11 protein-coding genes and 2 pseudogenes are annotated in these 17,304 nt (G+C 42.6%); 11 read left to right on the forward strand and 2 right to left on the reverse strand.

Annotation, left to right across the window (positions count from 1 at the left end; genetic code table 11):
• Nucleotides 1–12: 12 nt before the first annotated feature.
• From QM870_RS00255 to QM870_RS00275, 5 genes and pseudogenes are all read left to right on the forward strand, one after another.
• A complete protein-coding gene (locus QM870_RS00255; RefSeq protein WP_070594971.1) occupies nt 13–747 on the forward strand; it encodes a hypothetical protein in 735 nt (244 codons plus the stop codon).
• A gap of 11 nt (nt 748–758) precedes the next feature.
• Entirely contained in the window at nt 759–1,064 is a 306-nt protein-coding gene (locus QM870_RS00260; protein ID WP_003007809.1) for a hypothetical protein, read from the forward strand.
• 3 nt (nt 1,065–1,067) lie between these two features.
• Nucleotides 1,068–1,241, forward strand: a complete 174-nt coding sequence (locus QM870_RS00265) for a hypothetical protein (RefSeq protein WP_158000719.1) — start codon at nt 1,068–1,070, stop codon at nt 1,239–1,241.
• Nucleotides 1,238–1,447, forward strand: a complete 210-nt coding sequence (locus QM870_RS00270) for a hypothetical protein (protein WP_031573799.1) — start codon at nt 1,238–1,240, stop codon at nt 1,445–1,447. The genes QM870_RS00265 and QM870_RS00270 overlap by 4 nt, the downstream gene beginning before the upstream one ends.
• A 6-nt stretch (nt 1,448–1,453) precedes the next feature.
• A pseudogene (locus QM870_RS00275) lies at nt 1,454–1,837 on the forward strand (transposase); the annotation flags it as partial.
• Between the two features lie 120 nt (nt 1,838–1,957).
• Here QM870_RS00275 and gshAB read toward each other — a convergent pair.
• Nucleotides 1,958–4,222 carry a bifunctional glutamate--cysteine ligase GshA/glutathione synthetase GshB gene (gshAB, locus tag QM870_RS00280; protein ID WP_414368001.1) on the reverse strand — a complete coding sequence of 755 codons (2,265 nt, stop codon included), beginning with the start codon at nt 4,220–4,222 and terminating at the stop codon, nt 1,958–1,960.
• Nucleotides 4,223–4,556: 334 nt separating this feature from the next.
• Between gshAB and QM870_RS00285 the strand changes: the two are divergent.
• The 5 genes and pseudogenes from QM870_RS00285 to trxA all read left to right on the forward strand — a co-directional run.
• Nucleotides 4,557–4,811, forward strand: a pseudogene (locus QM870_RS00285) (hypothetical protein); the annotation flags it as partial.
• 541 nt (nt 4,812–5,352) lie between these two features.
• Entirely contained in the window at nt 5,353–6,390 is a 1,038-nt protein-coding gene (locus QM870_RS00290; protein WP_049506597.1) for a M42 family metallopeptidase, read from the forward strand.
• Nucleotides 6,391–6,800: 410 nt separating this feature from the next.
• Nucleotides 6,801–8,786 carry a peptide ABC transporter substrate-binding protein gene (locus QM870_RS00295; RefSeq protein ID WP_023918412.1) on the forward strand — a complete coding sequence of 662 codons (1,986 nt, stop codon included), beginning with the start codon at nt 6,801–6,803 and terminating at the stop codon, nt 8,784–8,786.
• A 119-nt stretch (nt 8,787–8,905) separates the two neighbouring features.
• Nucleotides 8,906–11,929 (forward strand): CocE/NonD family hydrolase, encoded by a 3,024-nt coding sequence (locus QM870_RS00300; protein WP_414368003.1) that lies wholly within the window; start codon nt 8,906–8,908, stop codon nt 11,927–11,929.
• Nucleotides 11,930–12,026: 97 nt separating this feature from the next.
• Nucleotides 12,027–12,341, forward strand: coding sequence for a thioredoxin (gene trxA, locus QM870_RS00305; protein ID WP_003002728.1), 315 nt, complete (start codon nt 12,027–12,029; stop codon nt 12,339–12,341).
• Nucleotides 12,342–12,529: 188 nt separating this feature from the next.
• Here the strand turns inward: trxA and QM870_RS00310 are convergent, their stop codons facing one another.
• The gene (locus QM870_RS00310; RefSeq protein ID WP_414368006.1) at nt 12,530–14,011 is read right to left on the reverse strand and encodes an alpha-amylase; all 1,482 of its coding nucleotides are present in this window, start codon (nt 14,009–14,011) and stop codon (nt 12,530–12,532) included.
• A 172-nt stretch (nt 14,012–14,183) separates the two neighbouring features.
• Between QM870_RS00310 and QM870_RS00315 the strand changes: the two genes are divergently transcribed.
• The gene (locus tag QM870_RS00315) at nt 14,184–17,294 is read left to right on the forward strand and encodes a CocE/NonD family hydrolase (RefSeq protein ID WP_414368008.1); all 3,111 of its coding nucleotides are present in this window, start codon (nt 14,184–14,186) and stop codon (nt 17,292–17,294) included.
• The last annotated feature ends 10 nt before the right edge of the window (nt 17,295–17,304 follow it).

Consider the following 17,304-nt stretch of genomic DNA (forward strand, 5'->3'; position numbering starts at 1 on the left):
TATACAACGTTCTTGGATGTATATAGTAAGGTAAAAGGGAAGATTCCATTCTTCAATAGGAATCCAGTAATTCCTGAGGTTAACCTTAAGGTAGATATCAATGGTAAAACTATAACAGAAACCACAAAACCTTATGATCGCGAACATATTTTACGAAATATAGAAGAAAGCAGGCTTGCGAGGGAGAATTCAGGGTTTAAAGACTTTTCAACCACGAGGCTTCAGCCGGTAGTCAAGCCTCAGCCTGCACCTAAGAATTTAGATGTTGAGGGACCAGTAGTAAATAATATTCAATCTAAATATCCCGATTTGCAAACTTATGAATATAATTCATATACAAATCCTGGTCCACTAAATGATTTAAGAGGTCAGCCTAATGTTAATTTTTATGGGGGACGGTATGATGTTGAAGTTTTGAAGTCTCCCAAAATATTATATCGAGCTGGCGACCAAAGCAATCCGCTAGGGCAATGGTTTACAGAATCAGCCCCACATTCTGAGATAGAAGTTAGAATAAATACGGCAGTAAAACCAATTTGGACAGATCGTTCAGGAAACTACACTGGCAGCTCTCCTTTAAATACAGTTTACGAAATAAAAATACCAGCTGGCACAACAATATACAGAGGACCTGTTGCGAGTCAAGGAGGCATCTATCAAGGTGGTTTGGAATATGAACAAATTTTTATTGAAACTCCGTGGAAAATAGAAGGTGTAGAGGTTATTAGCTCAAAACCATTAAATTAGTGAGGAAAGAAATGAAACGAAAAGAATTATTAGATAATATCAAATTAATATTACCACTATTAAATCAATACAATGATGGGACAATTCATGTACAAATTTCATTTTTACAAGGATTAGAATGTGCATTGGAAAATGGTGACTCACTCCCTACAATAAGAGAAATTAAAGATATCCTTTATCCTCCAAGAGGAGGTCTATCAGACTTTTTTGTTTGGAAGAATGATTATTTGGAACGACTAAAAATTAATGAAGAAATTGAAGCCTACAATAATAGATTATGGGAGCTTTTAAATCAAATAGAAAACTTGGAATCATAGTAAATGCATCAAATTTTAAAATTAGAAGCATTTCATCAATCTCATACAAGAATTCCAAGCGAAAATGAAGCATCTGCTTTTGAAGATTTTTGGAAACCAGGAGGACAAACCTTCCCAGGAAATATGCCAGAAGGCATCATGAAAGATATTAGTACCCAAAGAGGAGAACATACATGAAATATAGTAAACTAGGCTGGGAAGAAGTTAGTAAGTTTGAGGAAATAAAAGGTTATGGACAACATATTTGGCGACATCATGAGAAATATTTTTTTGTTACTGATGAAGGAGGAATAGCTGAACAGAGGGTAGTCTATGAATTACCATTAGAACTATTTCAATCACCCTACCAAGTTTTTCTGAGTTACTTGAAAAGTCTAACTTAATTTGACAATTTAGGCAATAAAGAAATCCTAGACAAGCTTTTGAGCTATTCAGAAGACTTGAAATACCACTATAATCTCTATCAGCTCTTGCTTTTTCACCTTCAGAATAAGGAACCAGAGAAATTTTTTGGACTCATTGAAGACAATATAAAGAAGGTTCATTCTCTTTTTCAGACTGTCTTTAAAACATTTCTAAAGGACAAAGGGAAAATCATCAATGACCTTCAGTTATCCTATTCCAACGCAAAATTGGAAGTGACTAATAATCTCATCAAACTTATCAAACGCAATGCCTTTGGTTTTCGGAACTTTGAAAACTTCAAGAAGCGAATTTTCATCGCTCTGAATATCAAAAAAGAAAGGACGAAATTTGTCCTTTCTCGAGCTTAGCTTTTCTTCAACCCACTAAAGTTGACAAAAAGCCGTAGATTTTAGGTATTTACCTTGTCTACTTAAGAGGTATCATATCATCGAGATAAAGGTGATTTGTTTGTTCCTAAGAATTAGGTTTTAGGTTTGACTTGTGGCAACTTCTGGAAAAAGCTTGTCTAGAATTTTTGGAGTGATAGCTTGTCCAGGACCTTCAGCACAATAGGTGTGAATATACATAGCGGGATTGAAGTTGAGCTCGATACAAGTGAAATGAGGTTTTTCCTTGCTAGCAGGCTGAGTTTTATCTGGAATGATGAGGTCAACCCCGCAAGCCCAGGCCCCCATGCTAGTTGCCATAGCTGCTGCCAATTCTTGGTAAGAGGAATCTATTGTCTCAGTGACATCAATAGAGTCACCACCCGTAGAAATGTTGGAGTTACGGCGGAGATTGACCTTTTTCCCTTCTGGGAGAATATCATCAGGTGCATAACCTTGCTGAGTCAACATCAATTGTTCGATGTCTCCTAGCTTAATGATTTCCAGAGGTGAGCGGTGGTCACGGCCTCGCAATGGATTGGCATTTTTCTGAGCGACTAATTCACGAATGGTGTGTTTGCCATCACCGACAACATTAGCAGCGACACGAAGGAGGACAGACTCACAACGCCCGTCCAGAATGAAGAAACGGTATTCGGTTCCTGGGATAAATTCTTCAACAAGAACAGCTGTATCTTCTTCAAAGGCAATCTCGAGAGCTTTCTTATAGTTATCAAGGCTGGCAGGCTCTTGGAAAATGGAAATGCCCAGACCGAAGTTGGTTGATTTTGGTTTAACCACAATTTGCTTGCCCTTGATAAGAGGATAGTAGGCTAGACCTTGTTCTAGACTGGTAAATTCGTCGCCGGCAGGGACAGGGAAGCCAGCATCAGCCAGGATTTTTTTGGTCACGGTTTTATTAGCCATGGCAAGAGGAACTACATAGTTGTCTTTTGAGGTCATGTTACCATTTTTGACGTACTCAACATGATCTTTATGCCAGAGTTTAAGGAATTGATCCTGCTCATCTAGGATTTCAAAATGAAGCCCTTTTTGAATGGCATCAAAGAGCAGCATCTGGGTAGAAAGTTCCATCTCCTCATAACCCTTAAGGGCATAGTGGGCAGTCCAGTCGTAATCATGATAGGCAAGCGCCTTGTCAAGGGCAAAGTCAGAAAGGGACTTGTCTTTGATATGAGGAAGAAGTTGAGCAGCTAGTGTCTGACTGGAATCTGCAAAGGCATCTTTAACTTGTTTGACCAGCCCTTGATGATAGTCACCAAGCCCAAAATGTTGCACCAGTTGGTCTAGAGCTGTCGTAATGTTCTGAGTTTCAGCTTCAGAAGGTAGAGGTTCTAAAGGATGAGAGAGGGCAATTTTTTCATTCAGCGCGTGACCTTGAGCCAGAGCCTGATCAACATTTTCAGGGGCATCCAGCCAGAGGAAGGCTAGAAGGAGTATGTGTACGGTATCCATGGTAGTTTGGCTAATACCGATACGCTCAAAGGGGTTGAGGTCGAAGTTACGGAATTCTAGGTAGGTGATTCCCTTGTCAAGGAAGGAGCGATTAACCTTTTGTCCACGGAAACGAACAGCCGAGTAAAATTCCTTTTCCGCAATCAAATCACCTTGTTCGATATAGTTTTCGATGGCAGAGACATAGTCTTCTAGGCTTGCAAAAGATACTTGTATTTCTTCCTTATTGACATAGCCGTGGTCACTGTTACGGAAGGAACGCACAGGTTCTGGAACTTCTTGGTCGAAGAATCCTTGCTCAGCAATAGGTGCAGCCCCAAAAAGATAGGTAATCACCCAACGGTAGCGCAAGTAGTTTTGAGCCAGCTTAAGATAGAGGGCGTTTTTGAAAGCAATTATATCAATCTGGTCACTTTCTTGGAATAGGGCTTCAACCAAATCTTTCCCTAGTTCCATATTATAGTGGATACCTGAGATAGCTTGTAGTTTAGTTCCGTATTTTTCGGCCAGGTAGTTACGATAATGGCGTTCAAATTCATTTTCCAGTTGGGCAACTTGGATTTCTTGGGCGTTGATACGAGGAGGCATGGACAAGGGCCAGAGAAGTTCATCTTTACTGATGGAACGTCCAGCTACATCGGTAATGGCTCCAAGAAATCGACGAGCCTCAGTGGTAGATTTAGCAACTGGTGTGATGAGTTCCATCTGAAACTCACAAAAATCTGTTTGAATATAAGGGTGGAAACTTCGAGCTCCTAGGCAGGAAGGGTGAGGCGTATGTGCTAATTTTCCCTGTCTATCGACACGAAGACTTTCGCGTTCAATTCCAAAGTTAGCTTGAAGGATAGGGCTAGTAGGCTCCAGCTTTTGAAGCAGTTGATTTATAGTCATAGAGTCACCTTTTCATCTAATGTTAGTGATAGTCTATTATAAATAGGAGAAGAAAACAACTTTCCGCTACGGTTAAGGGAAATTTCCGAATGTTTCAGATAAGAATTCTTAAAACCAGTTGTTTTTTAGCTATATTATATGGAAAAATTGTAAAATACCCACTGATTTTTATGTAAAATGTTATTTCTCTTGGAATTTAAATCAAATTAGCCTATACTAATGACGTATATATGAGAACGAAAGAATCCCTAGGGTCGGCACTGCACCCATAAAATGAGACACAAGAAAACACTCCTGTTGAAATCTGGTAAACTAGAAACAGGAGTGTTTTGTTATGGTCAAAAAAGCATATTCGGTAGAAACTAAGTTAGCCTGTATCGAAATGAAGAAGGCAGGCAAATCAAATAAAGTTATCATGGATACCCTCAGTATCAAAAATGCTAGTCAGGCCAAGAACTGGTTGCGATGGTATCAGAATGATGAATTGTACCGTTTCCACCAACCCGTGGGGAAACAATATACTTATGGTAATGGGATGAAACAGTTATCTGAAGTGGAACAGTTACGTTTGCAGGTAGAATTACTAAAAAAGTATCAGAGCTTGATAAGAGAATCGACAAAGTAAGTCTTATCAAGCTAGTAGAAGAGTATAAGAAAACGTGCGCTGTATCTATTATTTTAGAATGTTTCGGCGTCAAACGCTCCACCTTTATCGCTGGAAACAGGAGTGTAAGAATTCTCAGAAAAGAGGCGAAATAGCAGATAATGGCTGTATCGAATGTTTTCACTCTGTTCTCAAGTCTGAAACCTTCTATCTCCATAAGTGGAGAAACATAACTGAAGATAGTCTAACAGATATTGTCAAAAATTACATCATATTTTATCCTGATAATTATGTTTCACCATTGAAATAGCCTGCGTGGAACTTGTTTAGACACCGTTAGTTGTGGACAAGTTTCTTTAGGTGCACTAGATGAATCTCTCCCAAAATGTGTTGAAAATATAAATAGAACTCTGGCTTTCTCCTAATGCAAGTACGGGAAGAGTTGAAAAACGCTAACCTGTAATCTCTCCTCTAGCTATTCCACCTATTTCATGCTAGAATAAAGAAAAACACATTTGGAGGCATTATGAATCAGACAGTGACTTATTTGCAGGAATTGACAGCTATTCCTTCACCGACCGGATTTACACGTGAAATCGCGGACTATTTGGTCAAAACCATTGAAGGCTTTGGCTATGAAGTAACTCGGACTGCTAAGGGCGGCGTGAATGTGACCGTGCCTGGTGTGATCACAGACAAGCAACGCTACGTCACAGCCCATGTGGATACCTTGGGGGCTATTGTCCGAGCGGTGAAAGCAGATGGCCGTCTCAAGCTAGACCGTATCGGTGGTTTCCCTTGGAATATGATTGAAGGGGAAAATTGTACAGTCCATGTAGCCAATACAGGAAAGACCCATTCTGGGACTATTTTGGTCCATCAGACTTCTTGCCATGTCTACAAGGATGCGGGAACTGTAGAGCGGACCCAGGACAATATGGAAGTCCGTCTAGATGAAAAAGTGACCAATGAAAAAGAAACCCGTGCCCTTGGCATTGAAGTGGGTGATTTTGTCAGCTTTGATCCCCGGACCATTGTGACAGATACTGGCTTTATTAAATCTCGTCACTTAGATGACAAGGTAAGTGCGGCGATTCTCTTGAATCTTCTGCGCGTGTACAAGGAAGAACAGATCCAATTGCCAGTAACGACCACCTTTGCCTTTTCAGTCTTTGAAGAAGTAGGGCATGGGGCTAATTCTAGTATTCCGGCTGAAGTGGTCGAATACTTGGCAGTGGACATGGGAGCTATGGGAGATGACCAAGCGACGGATGAATACACGGTATCCATCTGTGTCAAAGACGCTTCAGGACCCTATCACTACGAATTCCGTCAGCATTTGGTAGCCTTGGCAAAAGCCCAAGAAATCCCTTATAAGTTGGATATCTATCCTTTCTATGGATCAGATGCCTCTGCAGCCATGAGCGCAGGAGCAGAAGTGAAACACGCTCTTCTCGGGGCAGGGATCGAATCTAGCCACTCATATGAGCGGACCCACTTGGATTCTGTAGTCGCAACAGAGCGCATGGTCGATGCCTACCTCAAGAGCGACTTAGTAGATTAAAGATTGGATCTACTTTTGTGAACTATTTTTAGAAAGAAAACAATGTTTTTTCTTAGAAAATAACATAAGAAGTTTTTTTATAAAATATCTAGTCCTCATAGTTTTTCAAATCAAAACTGAGACTTTCTGCTGTGAGAAAAGTGCTTGAAATAGAATCATTTCAAGCACTCGGGAGTTTTGAAACTTTAGGTTCAAAACTAAGTCATGGAACTTCCTGGATTGCTGAAATCATCCACTGGATAATTTCACCTAACGTCCGTACTCACCTAAGGAAAGTCTCAAATAAGTCTTAAAGTTAAATTGATAACTACTCTCCGGAGTAGTTTTTTTATAAACTAAAATTTTCTGAAAATTCCTTTTCTTCTGAAAACCTTTGTGGTATAATCTTAAAATTTCTTAAGGAGTTTTACATGAAAAAAAGAAATGTCATTGCACTTGCGGGAGTTGCCCTCCTTTCAGCAGGTATCCTAGCAGCTTGTTCGGGTGGTTCTAAATCATCTAGCTCAAGCAACGGTCAAAAATTCTCATATGTCTATGAGACTGAGCCAGAAAACCTAAACTATATCACATCTGGTAAAGCAGCAACCCACGATATCACTGGAAACTTGATTGATGGTTTGTTTGAAAATGATAAATACGGGAACTTGATTCCATCTCTTGCAAAAGATTGGACAGTTTCGCAAGATGGCTTGACTTATACTTATAAACTTCGTGACGATGCTAAATGGTATGATTCAGAAGGCGAAGAGTATGCGGATGTAACAGCTAAAGATTTCGTCACAGGGATTAAATATGCGGCTGATAACAAATCAGAAATGCTCTACATCATCCAAGATTCTATCAAAGGCTTGAATGACTACGTCAGTGGTAAAAATAAAGATTTCTCAGCTGTAGGAGTAAAAGCAGTTGATGATCATACCCTTCAAATCACTTTGAACCAACCAGAATCTTACTGGAACTCTAAATTGACTCTTGGGATCACTTTCCCTGTCAACGAAAAATTCGTGAAATCAAAAGGGGATAAATTCGCTCAAGCAAGTGACACCAGCTCCCTTCTTTACAATGGTCCTTACATCTTGAAGAGCTTTACTTCAAAATCTTCTATCGAAATGACCAAGAATGAAAACTACTGGGATAAAGACAAGGTCTACATCTCAGATGTGAAATTGGAATTCTACGATGGACAAGACCAAAGTAAATTGGCCAAATCATTCGGTGAAAATGCTCTTAGCTTGGCAAAACTCTTCCCAACTGGATCTGGTTACTCAGAGCAAGCCAAAGAATTCAAAGACGAAATCACCTACACTCCTCAAGATGCTGCTTCTTATGTTATTGGTACCAACATCGACCGTCAATCCTACAAACACACAGCTAAGAAGACCGATGAAGAAAAACAATCTACTAAGAAAGCTCTCTTGAACAAGGACTTCCGTCAAGCGATCAGCTTTGCCTTCAACCGTGAAGCGTATGCTGCTCAATTAAACGGAAAAGACGGAGCAAGCAAGATCATCCGTAACCTCTACATTCCACCAACATTTGTCCAAGCTAATGGTAAGACCTTTGGTGAAATGGTGAAAACTCAATTGGATACCTACGGAGATGAGTGGAAATCTACTAAACTAGACGATGGTCAAAATGGTCTCTTCGATGCTAAGAAAGCGAAGGAAGAGTTTGCAAAAGCGAAGACTGCCTTGGAAGCAGAAGGTGTGAAATTCCCAATTCACATCGATATGCCTGTAGACCAAACCACACCATCAAGAGTTCAACGGGTACAATCATTCAAACAATCAGTTGAAGAAGCACTTGGTAAAGAAAATATCGTCATCGATATCCAAATGCTTTCGAAAGAAGATCTTCAAAATGTGACCCTCTTTGCGCCAAATGCGGCCGGCGAAGACTGGGATCTCTCTGATAATGTTGGATGGAGCCCTGACTACCAAGACCCATCAACTTACATGGATATCTTGAAAGCTTCATCTGGTGAAAATACTAAGACTTTCCTTGGATTTGACCCAAGTGAAAACAATGAAGCAGCTAAAAAAGTTGGTCTGTACGACTTTGAAAAGATGATCAAAGATGCTGGTGCAGAAACACAAGACGTCAACAAACGCTATGAAAAATATGCGGCTGCACAAGCTTGGTTGACTGATAGTGCCCTTGTGATGCCAACTTCTTCATCAACAGGACGTCCATTCTTGACACGTATCGAACCATTCTCAGCTCCATTTGCATGGACTGGTGGTAAAGGAAAAGACCACGTGATCTACAAAGGAATGAAACTCCAAGATAAAGCTGTGACAACTGCTGACTACAACAAAGCCCTTGAAAAATGGCAAAAAGAACAAGCAGAGTCAAACAAAAAAGCACAAGAAGATCTTAAGAAACACGTCAAATAAGGATCGATAACCGGGGCTGATGCCTCGGTTTTTTTTGGATCATTTGAATATCTATTTGATATAAAAACGCTTACATAGTATAATAGAAGTGTTTATTACAAAAAAGTAAGGAGACTGACATGAAAAAGAAAACAATGGTTTCCATTGTCGCATCAAGTTTATTGATCGCACCGATGGTCTTGCATCAAGTAGCAGCAGATGAGCAGACAGAAGAGCTAGCCCCATCGACAGAAGTGGTCCATGCTCCAGCTTCCGAAGCAAGACCGACAACAAGTGACACAAGTACTGCCACTAGTGAAGAAGGAGCGAGCTTGAGTGAGGCATCGCTGGATCGGACGGCAGTTGCAAATCAAGTAGCCCCTGCTACAGAAGAACACACAAGACAAAGTGAGCCTACGGTCCCAGTAGCAAGTCCAGCAACAACCAACAGGGAAGCTGCACCTCAATCTGCTCCCAGTTCAGAAGCTCCGGCAACAAGTAATGATTTAGCAAAGGTTACAGGTAGCACCCTTGCAGCGGATCAGGCCTCTAAAGAGTTGACGGTCCAAGATGCTGTTAATGGCTTGCTTCAATGGGCAGCAACAGATCCTAGCCAATTGGGCAAAAGTCAAGCAGATCGCGAACGCTTTGCCAAGAGTTTAGGCTTGATTGAAAAATCTGATGATCTGACTCGTAAGGTTAGTCAGCCAGAATTGGCCAAGATGTATGAAACAGCTAAGAAACTCTACGATGCCTATCGTGCTGAAAAGAAAAGCCCGCTCTTTTTAAATGGTCGTGCCCAGCCTATTTTCCCTTATACGACGGGAGAAAAAGCAGACCAAGACTACAAATATGAGGACAGCCAAATTGTGCGCTTCCCAGTCTATGTCGAAACGGACTACGATACCGATGCAGATGGCAAACCAGACTTAGTCAAAGCCATTGTTCAATTACCAAAAGCCATAGCGCAAGGTGATTTTAAGGCAGCAACTATTCTCGAAGCGCGTCCTTACGTAGCGGGGACGCTCGATGAAAACTATGTGACTCTTGAAAGTTTGGGGCTTCCAATGGACGGTAGCTACGATATGAAGAAACTGCACAGTCAACCTGCAAAGAGACAGCCAGTAAGCAGTGAAACAACAGTAGAAGCAGCGAAAAAAGCCAAGGCATCGGATTGGTATTACTACAGTCCCTACGAGTATATCTATGACTACGAAGATCTGAACTGGTACGACTATTTCTTGGTCAGAGGCTATGCCTTTATCTCCAGTGCTGGACTTGGTACCAAGGGATCAGAAGGATTTAACACGACAGGGTCTGATCTCGAAATCAATGCCTTTAAGAATATTATCGAATGGGTTAATGGAAAACGCAAGGCCTACACCGATAAGACTAGCAATGTTGAAATTAAGGCAGACTGGGCAACAGGCAATGTCGCAATGACCGGTCTCTCTTGGGCTGGAACCACGACCTTTGGTGTGGCAGCGACAGGCGTAGAAGGCCTAAAGACCATCGTTCCGGCAGCAGGAATTGCCTCTTGGTATGATTATTTCAATAGCCAAGGAACCCAGTTTGGCAATGCACCTTATAGTGACCTTTCATGGCTCTCCCTCTACGTTAGCACGCGAATGCTGGACCAAGACGACTGGGCAGGTATTTGGCAAAACTATTCTAACTACATCAACCAATTGAATAAGGACCAGTACGCTCATGATCGTAACTACAGTGATGTCTGGAAGGAGCGGGATTATACCCTTCATCCGGAAAATCTCAAGACCAGCGCCCTGATCGTCCATGGCTTGAATGATGACAATGTTAAGACCAAACACTTTGAACTCATGTACGATGCCCTCAAGAAAGCAGGCCAAGATGTTAAGCTCTATCTCCACCAAGGAGATCACGTCTACCCAGCGGCTATGTCACGGGGATACGGCATCACTGCCAATGGTCAGGACTTTTATGACCTGCTCAATACCTGGCTGACCCATTACCTCTACGGAGTGGACAATCACGTCGAAAGCTTGCCAGCGGTTCTAGCTCAAAACAACTATGATCCAAGCAAGTGGACCAGCTATGATAACTGGAAGAGCAGTCAACGTCTCTTCTTGAATGCAAGCTCGAAACGGCTAGAAGAAACCATTTCTAGCGATTATGCGGCTGCAGGTGTTGAGATCGCTAACCGTAATGAAACAGTCAGCAAAGCCTCCTCTAAGGCCAATCTGACCTTCGTTTCTGATGTTACTGAGGACACTACGATCAAGGGCCACATCCCCGTTCATTTCAAGGCAGCTCTTGCCAAAGGTCAAGGAAAGAATTTCCAAATCAACGCTCTCTTGGTAGATGTGGCAGATGAGGATTTTGACGTGGTAGGAAATGGTAGCGTCAAGCAAGATAAAACAGCAGACGGTTTCTGGATGGGAAGCAATTTAAGCAACCTATCTGTTGCCGAATACGAAACCATCAAGACCAAATACAAGGTGATCGCAAAAGGGTGGATCAATCTTGCGAACCCTGAGTCTGGCTACGATTCAGCAAGCTCTCGCGCTAGCATTGAGCCAAAAGTTGGGGAATACCACGATTACACAGTTTTTCTCCAACCAAATCTCTATACGGTTAAGAAAGGTCACAAGTTAGCTCTAGTCTTTAACACCTATGACCCATCAGATTTAACGGTGGAGCACCCATATGAAGTGACCTTCAAGACAGACTCTATCCAGGCGGCGATTCCAATTGTCGAAAAGACCCGCGCTCAAAAGGCATCCTATGTACCAAGTGCAACAGATACTGACTATGCGAAATTGCCAGAAATAGAAGGAGCTGCTCTAGTCGCTCCAGAAGTGCACTACAAGGAAGAATATACGCTTCCAACTCCAGAACACCTTGTCCAACCAAGCCAAACTCTTCCTGAAAAAGATGAACAGATGCAAACAGGATCATCTAGGCAAGAGAACCCTGTTATTACACTAGCTGTATCCTATGGACATCAATTTGTTTCACAAGGATTGGCAGAAGATCCTCAAGAAGTGACACCTGCAGGAGGAGAGCAAGCAGATCCTACGCTTCCTCAAACAGGGAGCAAAGACCATGCTCTGGGTCTCTTAGGGGTGATCAGCCTTACAGCTTCTAGTCTCATCTTTTGGCGCAAAAAGAGAGAAGATGCCTAAGGAGTCCCCGTAGCAAATATTTCTAAAATGACATCTTTTAGTGTAAAATAAAAGTAGAAATGCAGAATCAGTAGTCACTACTGAAAAAGGAGGAAATATGGCACACGTAATCACAGATGCAACTTTTGAACAAGAAACCAGCCAAGGCCTTGTCTTGATTGACTTTTGGGCAACTTGGTGCGGTCCATGCCGCATGCAAGCTCCAATCTTGGATCAGTTGGCAGAAGAAGTACATGAAGATGATTTGAAAATCTGTAAGATGGATGTCGATGAAAATCCAAATACAGCGCGTCAATTCGGTATCATGTCGATCCCAACTCTTCTATTTAAAAAAGATGGACAAGTTGTCAAACAAGTGGCTGGAGTTCATACGAAAGCCCAATTGAAAGAAATCATTGCAGAATTGAGCTAAAAAGAAGACTCGTTTTCCAAACTGGAAGACGAGTTTTTTGATGCTCTTTATTTCTTTCAAATAGACGCGATACCCATTGACAGCGCTTTCTTATAGTGCTAAAATGAAGCTGTATTTCCTATAAAATTTTTACAGGAAAAAATTCTCCTAGGAAGCTATAGATCCTAGGAGAACATTACATATAAAGGTTATTGGCCCTCTTTATCTTGGGCTACCCAGACGCTGACGGAGCGTTCTGCTACTGGGAATTCAGCAGTACCGTCTTCTTGAACTTGGACAGTTTCGCTACAATTTTCTAGGACATCATAGTAGGTGAGGCCTGCGTAGGATGAGCCGATCTCCATGACTTTTGTAGCAGCTTGGTTATTGGAAATCAAGCAGGCGATTGGTGCTGATTCTTCTGTACCTGAACGTGTCCAACCGATGCAATTAGGATCATCGAAATAGTCCGTTTCTTCCCCATAAGCCAGATCTTTACGAACCCATAAGAGTCGATCGAGGACCCCTTGGAAACTTTCTTGCGCAAATTGGCCCTCGATACCGTAGTAGTCTCCATAGAAGACACAAGGCAAACCAGCTTCACGAAGTAAGATCAAGGCATAGGCTGCAGGCTTAAACCATTCTTGGATGGTAGATTCCAAGGCTTGCCCTCGTTGGGTATCATGGTTGTCCACAAAGGTTACGGCCTCTTCAGGATGATTCAGCGCCAGTGTTCCATCAAAAATAGTTCGAAGGTCGAAATTTTCACCCTCTTGACTAGCTCTAAAGAGGTTTTGGTGGAGGGCTACGTCGACCAGGTCATACAGGTAATCAATGCTTTCCAAGTACTCATCGTTAGTTTCTGTGTCGCCATTCCAAAATTCAGCAAAGACGTAGAAATCTTCACCATACTTTTGGGTAATATTGTGGATGAAATTCTTCATAAAGAAGGAGTCGATGTGTTTGACCGCATCCAGACGGAAACCTTCTACACCAGTCGTTTCGATAAACCAGTCAGCCCATTGGTCGAGATTCTCTACAACCTCGGGATGTTTGAAATCGATATCGGCATACATGAGGTAATCGTAGTTTCCATTCTCATTGTCTACCAGATCTCCATGAGCCCAACCTTTGTTGTCCCCTTGGATTTGGTAGATCCCATTCTTATTACGTGAAGCATCGTAGTCCGTACCGGTGAAGTGGTACCAATGCCAGTGGAAGTCATTATAGGCGCCATTTCGGCCATCAAAGGTGAATTTAGTCCATCCTTGAATGGTGAAGGGCTCAGTGAGAACCTTGTTTCGATCCATAGGATCGACCTCAACGACCTCGAATTCCTCTAAGCCATCAGCAGCAGCTTTATGGTTGAGAACGACATCGGCCATTGGTTGAATCCCAGCATCTTTGAGGGCTTGAATAGCTTGAAGATAATCGTCTTTGAAGCCATATTTGGTACGAACTGTTCCTTTTTGGTCGAACTCGCCCAAATCAAAGAGGTCATAGACTCCGTACCCAACGTCATTGTTAGAAGTAGCTTTAAAAGCAGGCGGCATCCAGACTTTACGAATACCCAAGTCTGCTAAGTGTTGCGCATCTTCAGCAAGACGCGTCCAGTGGTTCCCATCAGAGGGCAAATACCACTCGAAATATTGCATTAAGGTTTGATTTTCCATTTTTATTTCTTCTTTCATGTGAATGTCCCTATTTTACCAAAAATAGTTGGATGCGACAAACGTTTGCGCTGGAATCAAGCCCTTTCTGGAAAAGAAATCGCATACATGAAAGAAATGAAGTGAGAATATAACATAATAGAGTCAGGCTCCGCTAGGACTGACTTTGAAAATGGTGAAAGGAGACCATTTTATGAAAAAAACAACTCTTGTTTCTCTACTCGTTGCAGGTTTACTGATTAGTCCTGCTGTACTCGCCCAGCATGTGCAAGCAGACCAAGTAAGTAGCACAACTACTGAGGAGACGGTGACTCCTTCTACGGCAAGTCCTGAAGTTATTGAAACAGTGACCTCAACACAAGGAGACACTAAAGGAACCGTACAGCCTGAAAAAGTGGAAGAGGTTTCAGAAACTAACAGACCAACCACTTCGCCAACCGCTCCGACAACTACTCCGACGACTGAGCTACATGAAGAACCTGCGTCAAGTCCAGCGGTAGTAAGCGCCCCAACTGTTGAGTCCACTCTGGCCAATCAGCCAAGCCCTGCGCCTGCGACGCCTACCGTTGGCAGTCAAGAGGAGCGCGCGACTTCAAAAGTAACCCAAGGAGACTTGGCTGAAATTACTGGTGCAACTGTAACCGACCAGGATCGTGAAAAAGAAGTTACGGTGACGGAGGCAGTCAATCAACTATTGAACTGGGCTTCAACCAAGGAAAATCAAGTCGGATCTACTGATAAAGACCGATTAGCTTTTGCTAAGAGCCTAGGGATGGTCAAGGAAGGAGTGGAAGGTTCTGCTCCGGTTACTAATCTCACTTCGATGGTTGATGTAGCCAAACAGCTCCGTGCCGCTTACCGCGCGGATAAGAAGACTCCTCTCTTTTTGAATGGCAAAGCACAACCTATTTTCCCATTTACGCCAGGAGACGATCCGGAGCATTACTCCTATGACAAGAGTGACATCGTGCGCTATATTGTCTATGTTGAGACCGATTATGACACGGATGGAGACGGCAAGCCTGACTTGGTCAAGACTTTTGTGCAGGTGCCAAAAGCTGCTGTCAATGGGGACTATAAGGCAGCCAGCATCTTTGAAGCCAGCCCTTATGTAACAGGAACGACAGAAGAGCGTACCTTAGAGGCAATTGGTCTCAAAGAAGGTGGAAACTTCGATATGGCCAAGCTCTATGAAAAACCTGCTAAACGCCAAGCAACCAAGACTGTTACGACAGAAGAAGTAGCCAAAGCGACCGATCCAAAGGATTGGTACTATGTCAATCCGCGTGAAAGCTCTGAAGATTATACGCATTATGATTATGAAAATCTTAACTGGTACAATTATTTCTTAGTTCGTGGTTATGCAGTGGTGACCAGCAGTGGTTTGGGCTCAAAAGGATCAGACGGGATCAATACGACCGGCTCTGACCTTGAAGTCGCTGCTTATAAAAATATCGTTGAATGGCTCAATGGTAAACGCAAAGCTTACTCTGATAAGACTAGCAACCAGGAAGTTAAGGCAGACTGGTCCAACGGCAATGTCGCTATGACAGGCTTGTCTTGGGCAGGTACGACGACATTTGGTGTAGCGTCCACTGGGGTTGAAGGGCTCAAGACCATTGTGCCAGCCGCAGGGATTGCTAGTTGGTATGACCATTTCAACAGCCAAGGCTCTCCCCTTGATACAGGAGCTTCCAATGACCTTTCCTGGTTATCTGTCTATACCTCTGGTCGTATCCTTGACAAGGAAGATTGGGACAAGGTCAAGGATTACTATGCAGCCTATATCACCAAGCTCAATGAGCTCCAACACAAGGATGGTCATAATTACAACGAAGAATATGCTAAACGCGACTACACGCTCAATGCAGCCAATCTGAAAGCGGCCCCTCTCATTATCCAAGGGCTCAATGATGACAATGTCAAACCCAAACATTTTGAACTCATGTTAGAAGCCTATAAAAAGGCGGGGATCGATGCCAAGGTCTTGCTCCACCAGGGCAATCACATCTATCCATCTACTCGTTGGTCAGGGACAGAAGTCGCAGGCCAAGCCTTTAATGACCTGATGAATCTCTGGTATAGCCATTACCTCTACGGTATTGAAAATGGGATTGAAAACCTTCCACAAGTAACAGCTCAGGACAATCTAGATCCAAGTAAATGGCGTCGTTTTGATAAATGGGATACCAACAATGCCATCTCCGCTCGAATCTACTCTAAACGGGAGGATGTGACAGTAACTGGCGATTACTATGGTACAGGAAATAACTGGACTACACGTAACCAAGATGCAGCCTTCCATTCTTCCGAAGTGGCAGCTTCCTATGCAGCCACCGTCGACCAAGATGTCACCATCAAAGGCCATATTCCTGTGCATTTTAGCGCTGCTTTTGTCAAGGGAGACAAAAACCATGCTCATGTCAGTGCGACCCTGATGGATGTTTCAGACGAAGACTTTGATGTGGTCAAAGAAGAAATCACCTATGACAAAGACGGTTATAGCACGCGCACATTGGAAAAAGAAACCATCGATGAGACAGGCTACTGGAATGGTAGCAACCTTGAAACCTTGCCTCTCAAACGTTACAAGACCCACAAGGTTAAGAGTGTGGTGATTGCGCGTGGTTGGATGAATCTGGCCAATCCAGCATCTCGCTATGACTCAGCAAGTTCTAGTCATTCTATTGATCTGAAAGAAAACGAATATCATGATTACACCATGTATCTGCAACCAAATCTCTATACAGTGAAAAAAGGCCATCGACTGGTTTTGAGTTTGCACACCTATGATCCAGATTACATCTATTTTGCAGATCCTTATGAAGTGACCTTCAAGACAGATTCTATTTCTGCAACGATTCCAATCGTAGAAGACAGTCGATCTCTCTTGTTCCGTTATCAACCAAGTGAAAAAGATACAGACTATGCGTCATTGGCAGATCGGATCTTGCCAATTGCAACCATTCAACCAAAAGTAGATCCTGAACAAGACCCAAGTCCAGTAGATCAAGCGGAAAAACCAATTGTTCCAAGTAATCCAATGACGCCAACCAATCCAGCTATTTCTGAAATTCCTCAAAAACCAAGCCACGGTCGAGATCCGATGGACTTCCGTAAGGAACAAAAAGAAGAAACTGCACAAGAATTGGCTCAAAGAGCTGATAAAGATAAGATAGAAGTGACAAGCCAACCAAGCCTTCCAAAAACAGGTCAAGCAACAAGCTCTTGGACTCTCTTTGGCTTCCTAGGACTCATGCTCACCAGCCTTTTGTCACTTGGCAAAGCTCACAAAGATGAATAGTAGAAAAGAA

This window comes from Streptococcus parasanguinis (assembly GCF_047463195.1).
Taxonomy (GTDB): Bacteria; Bacillota; Bacilli; order Lactobacillales; family Streptococcaceae; genus Streptococcus; species Streptococcus parasanguinis_R.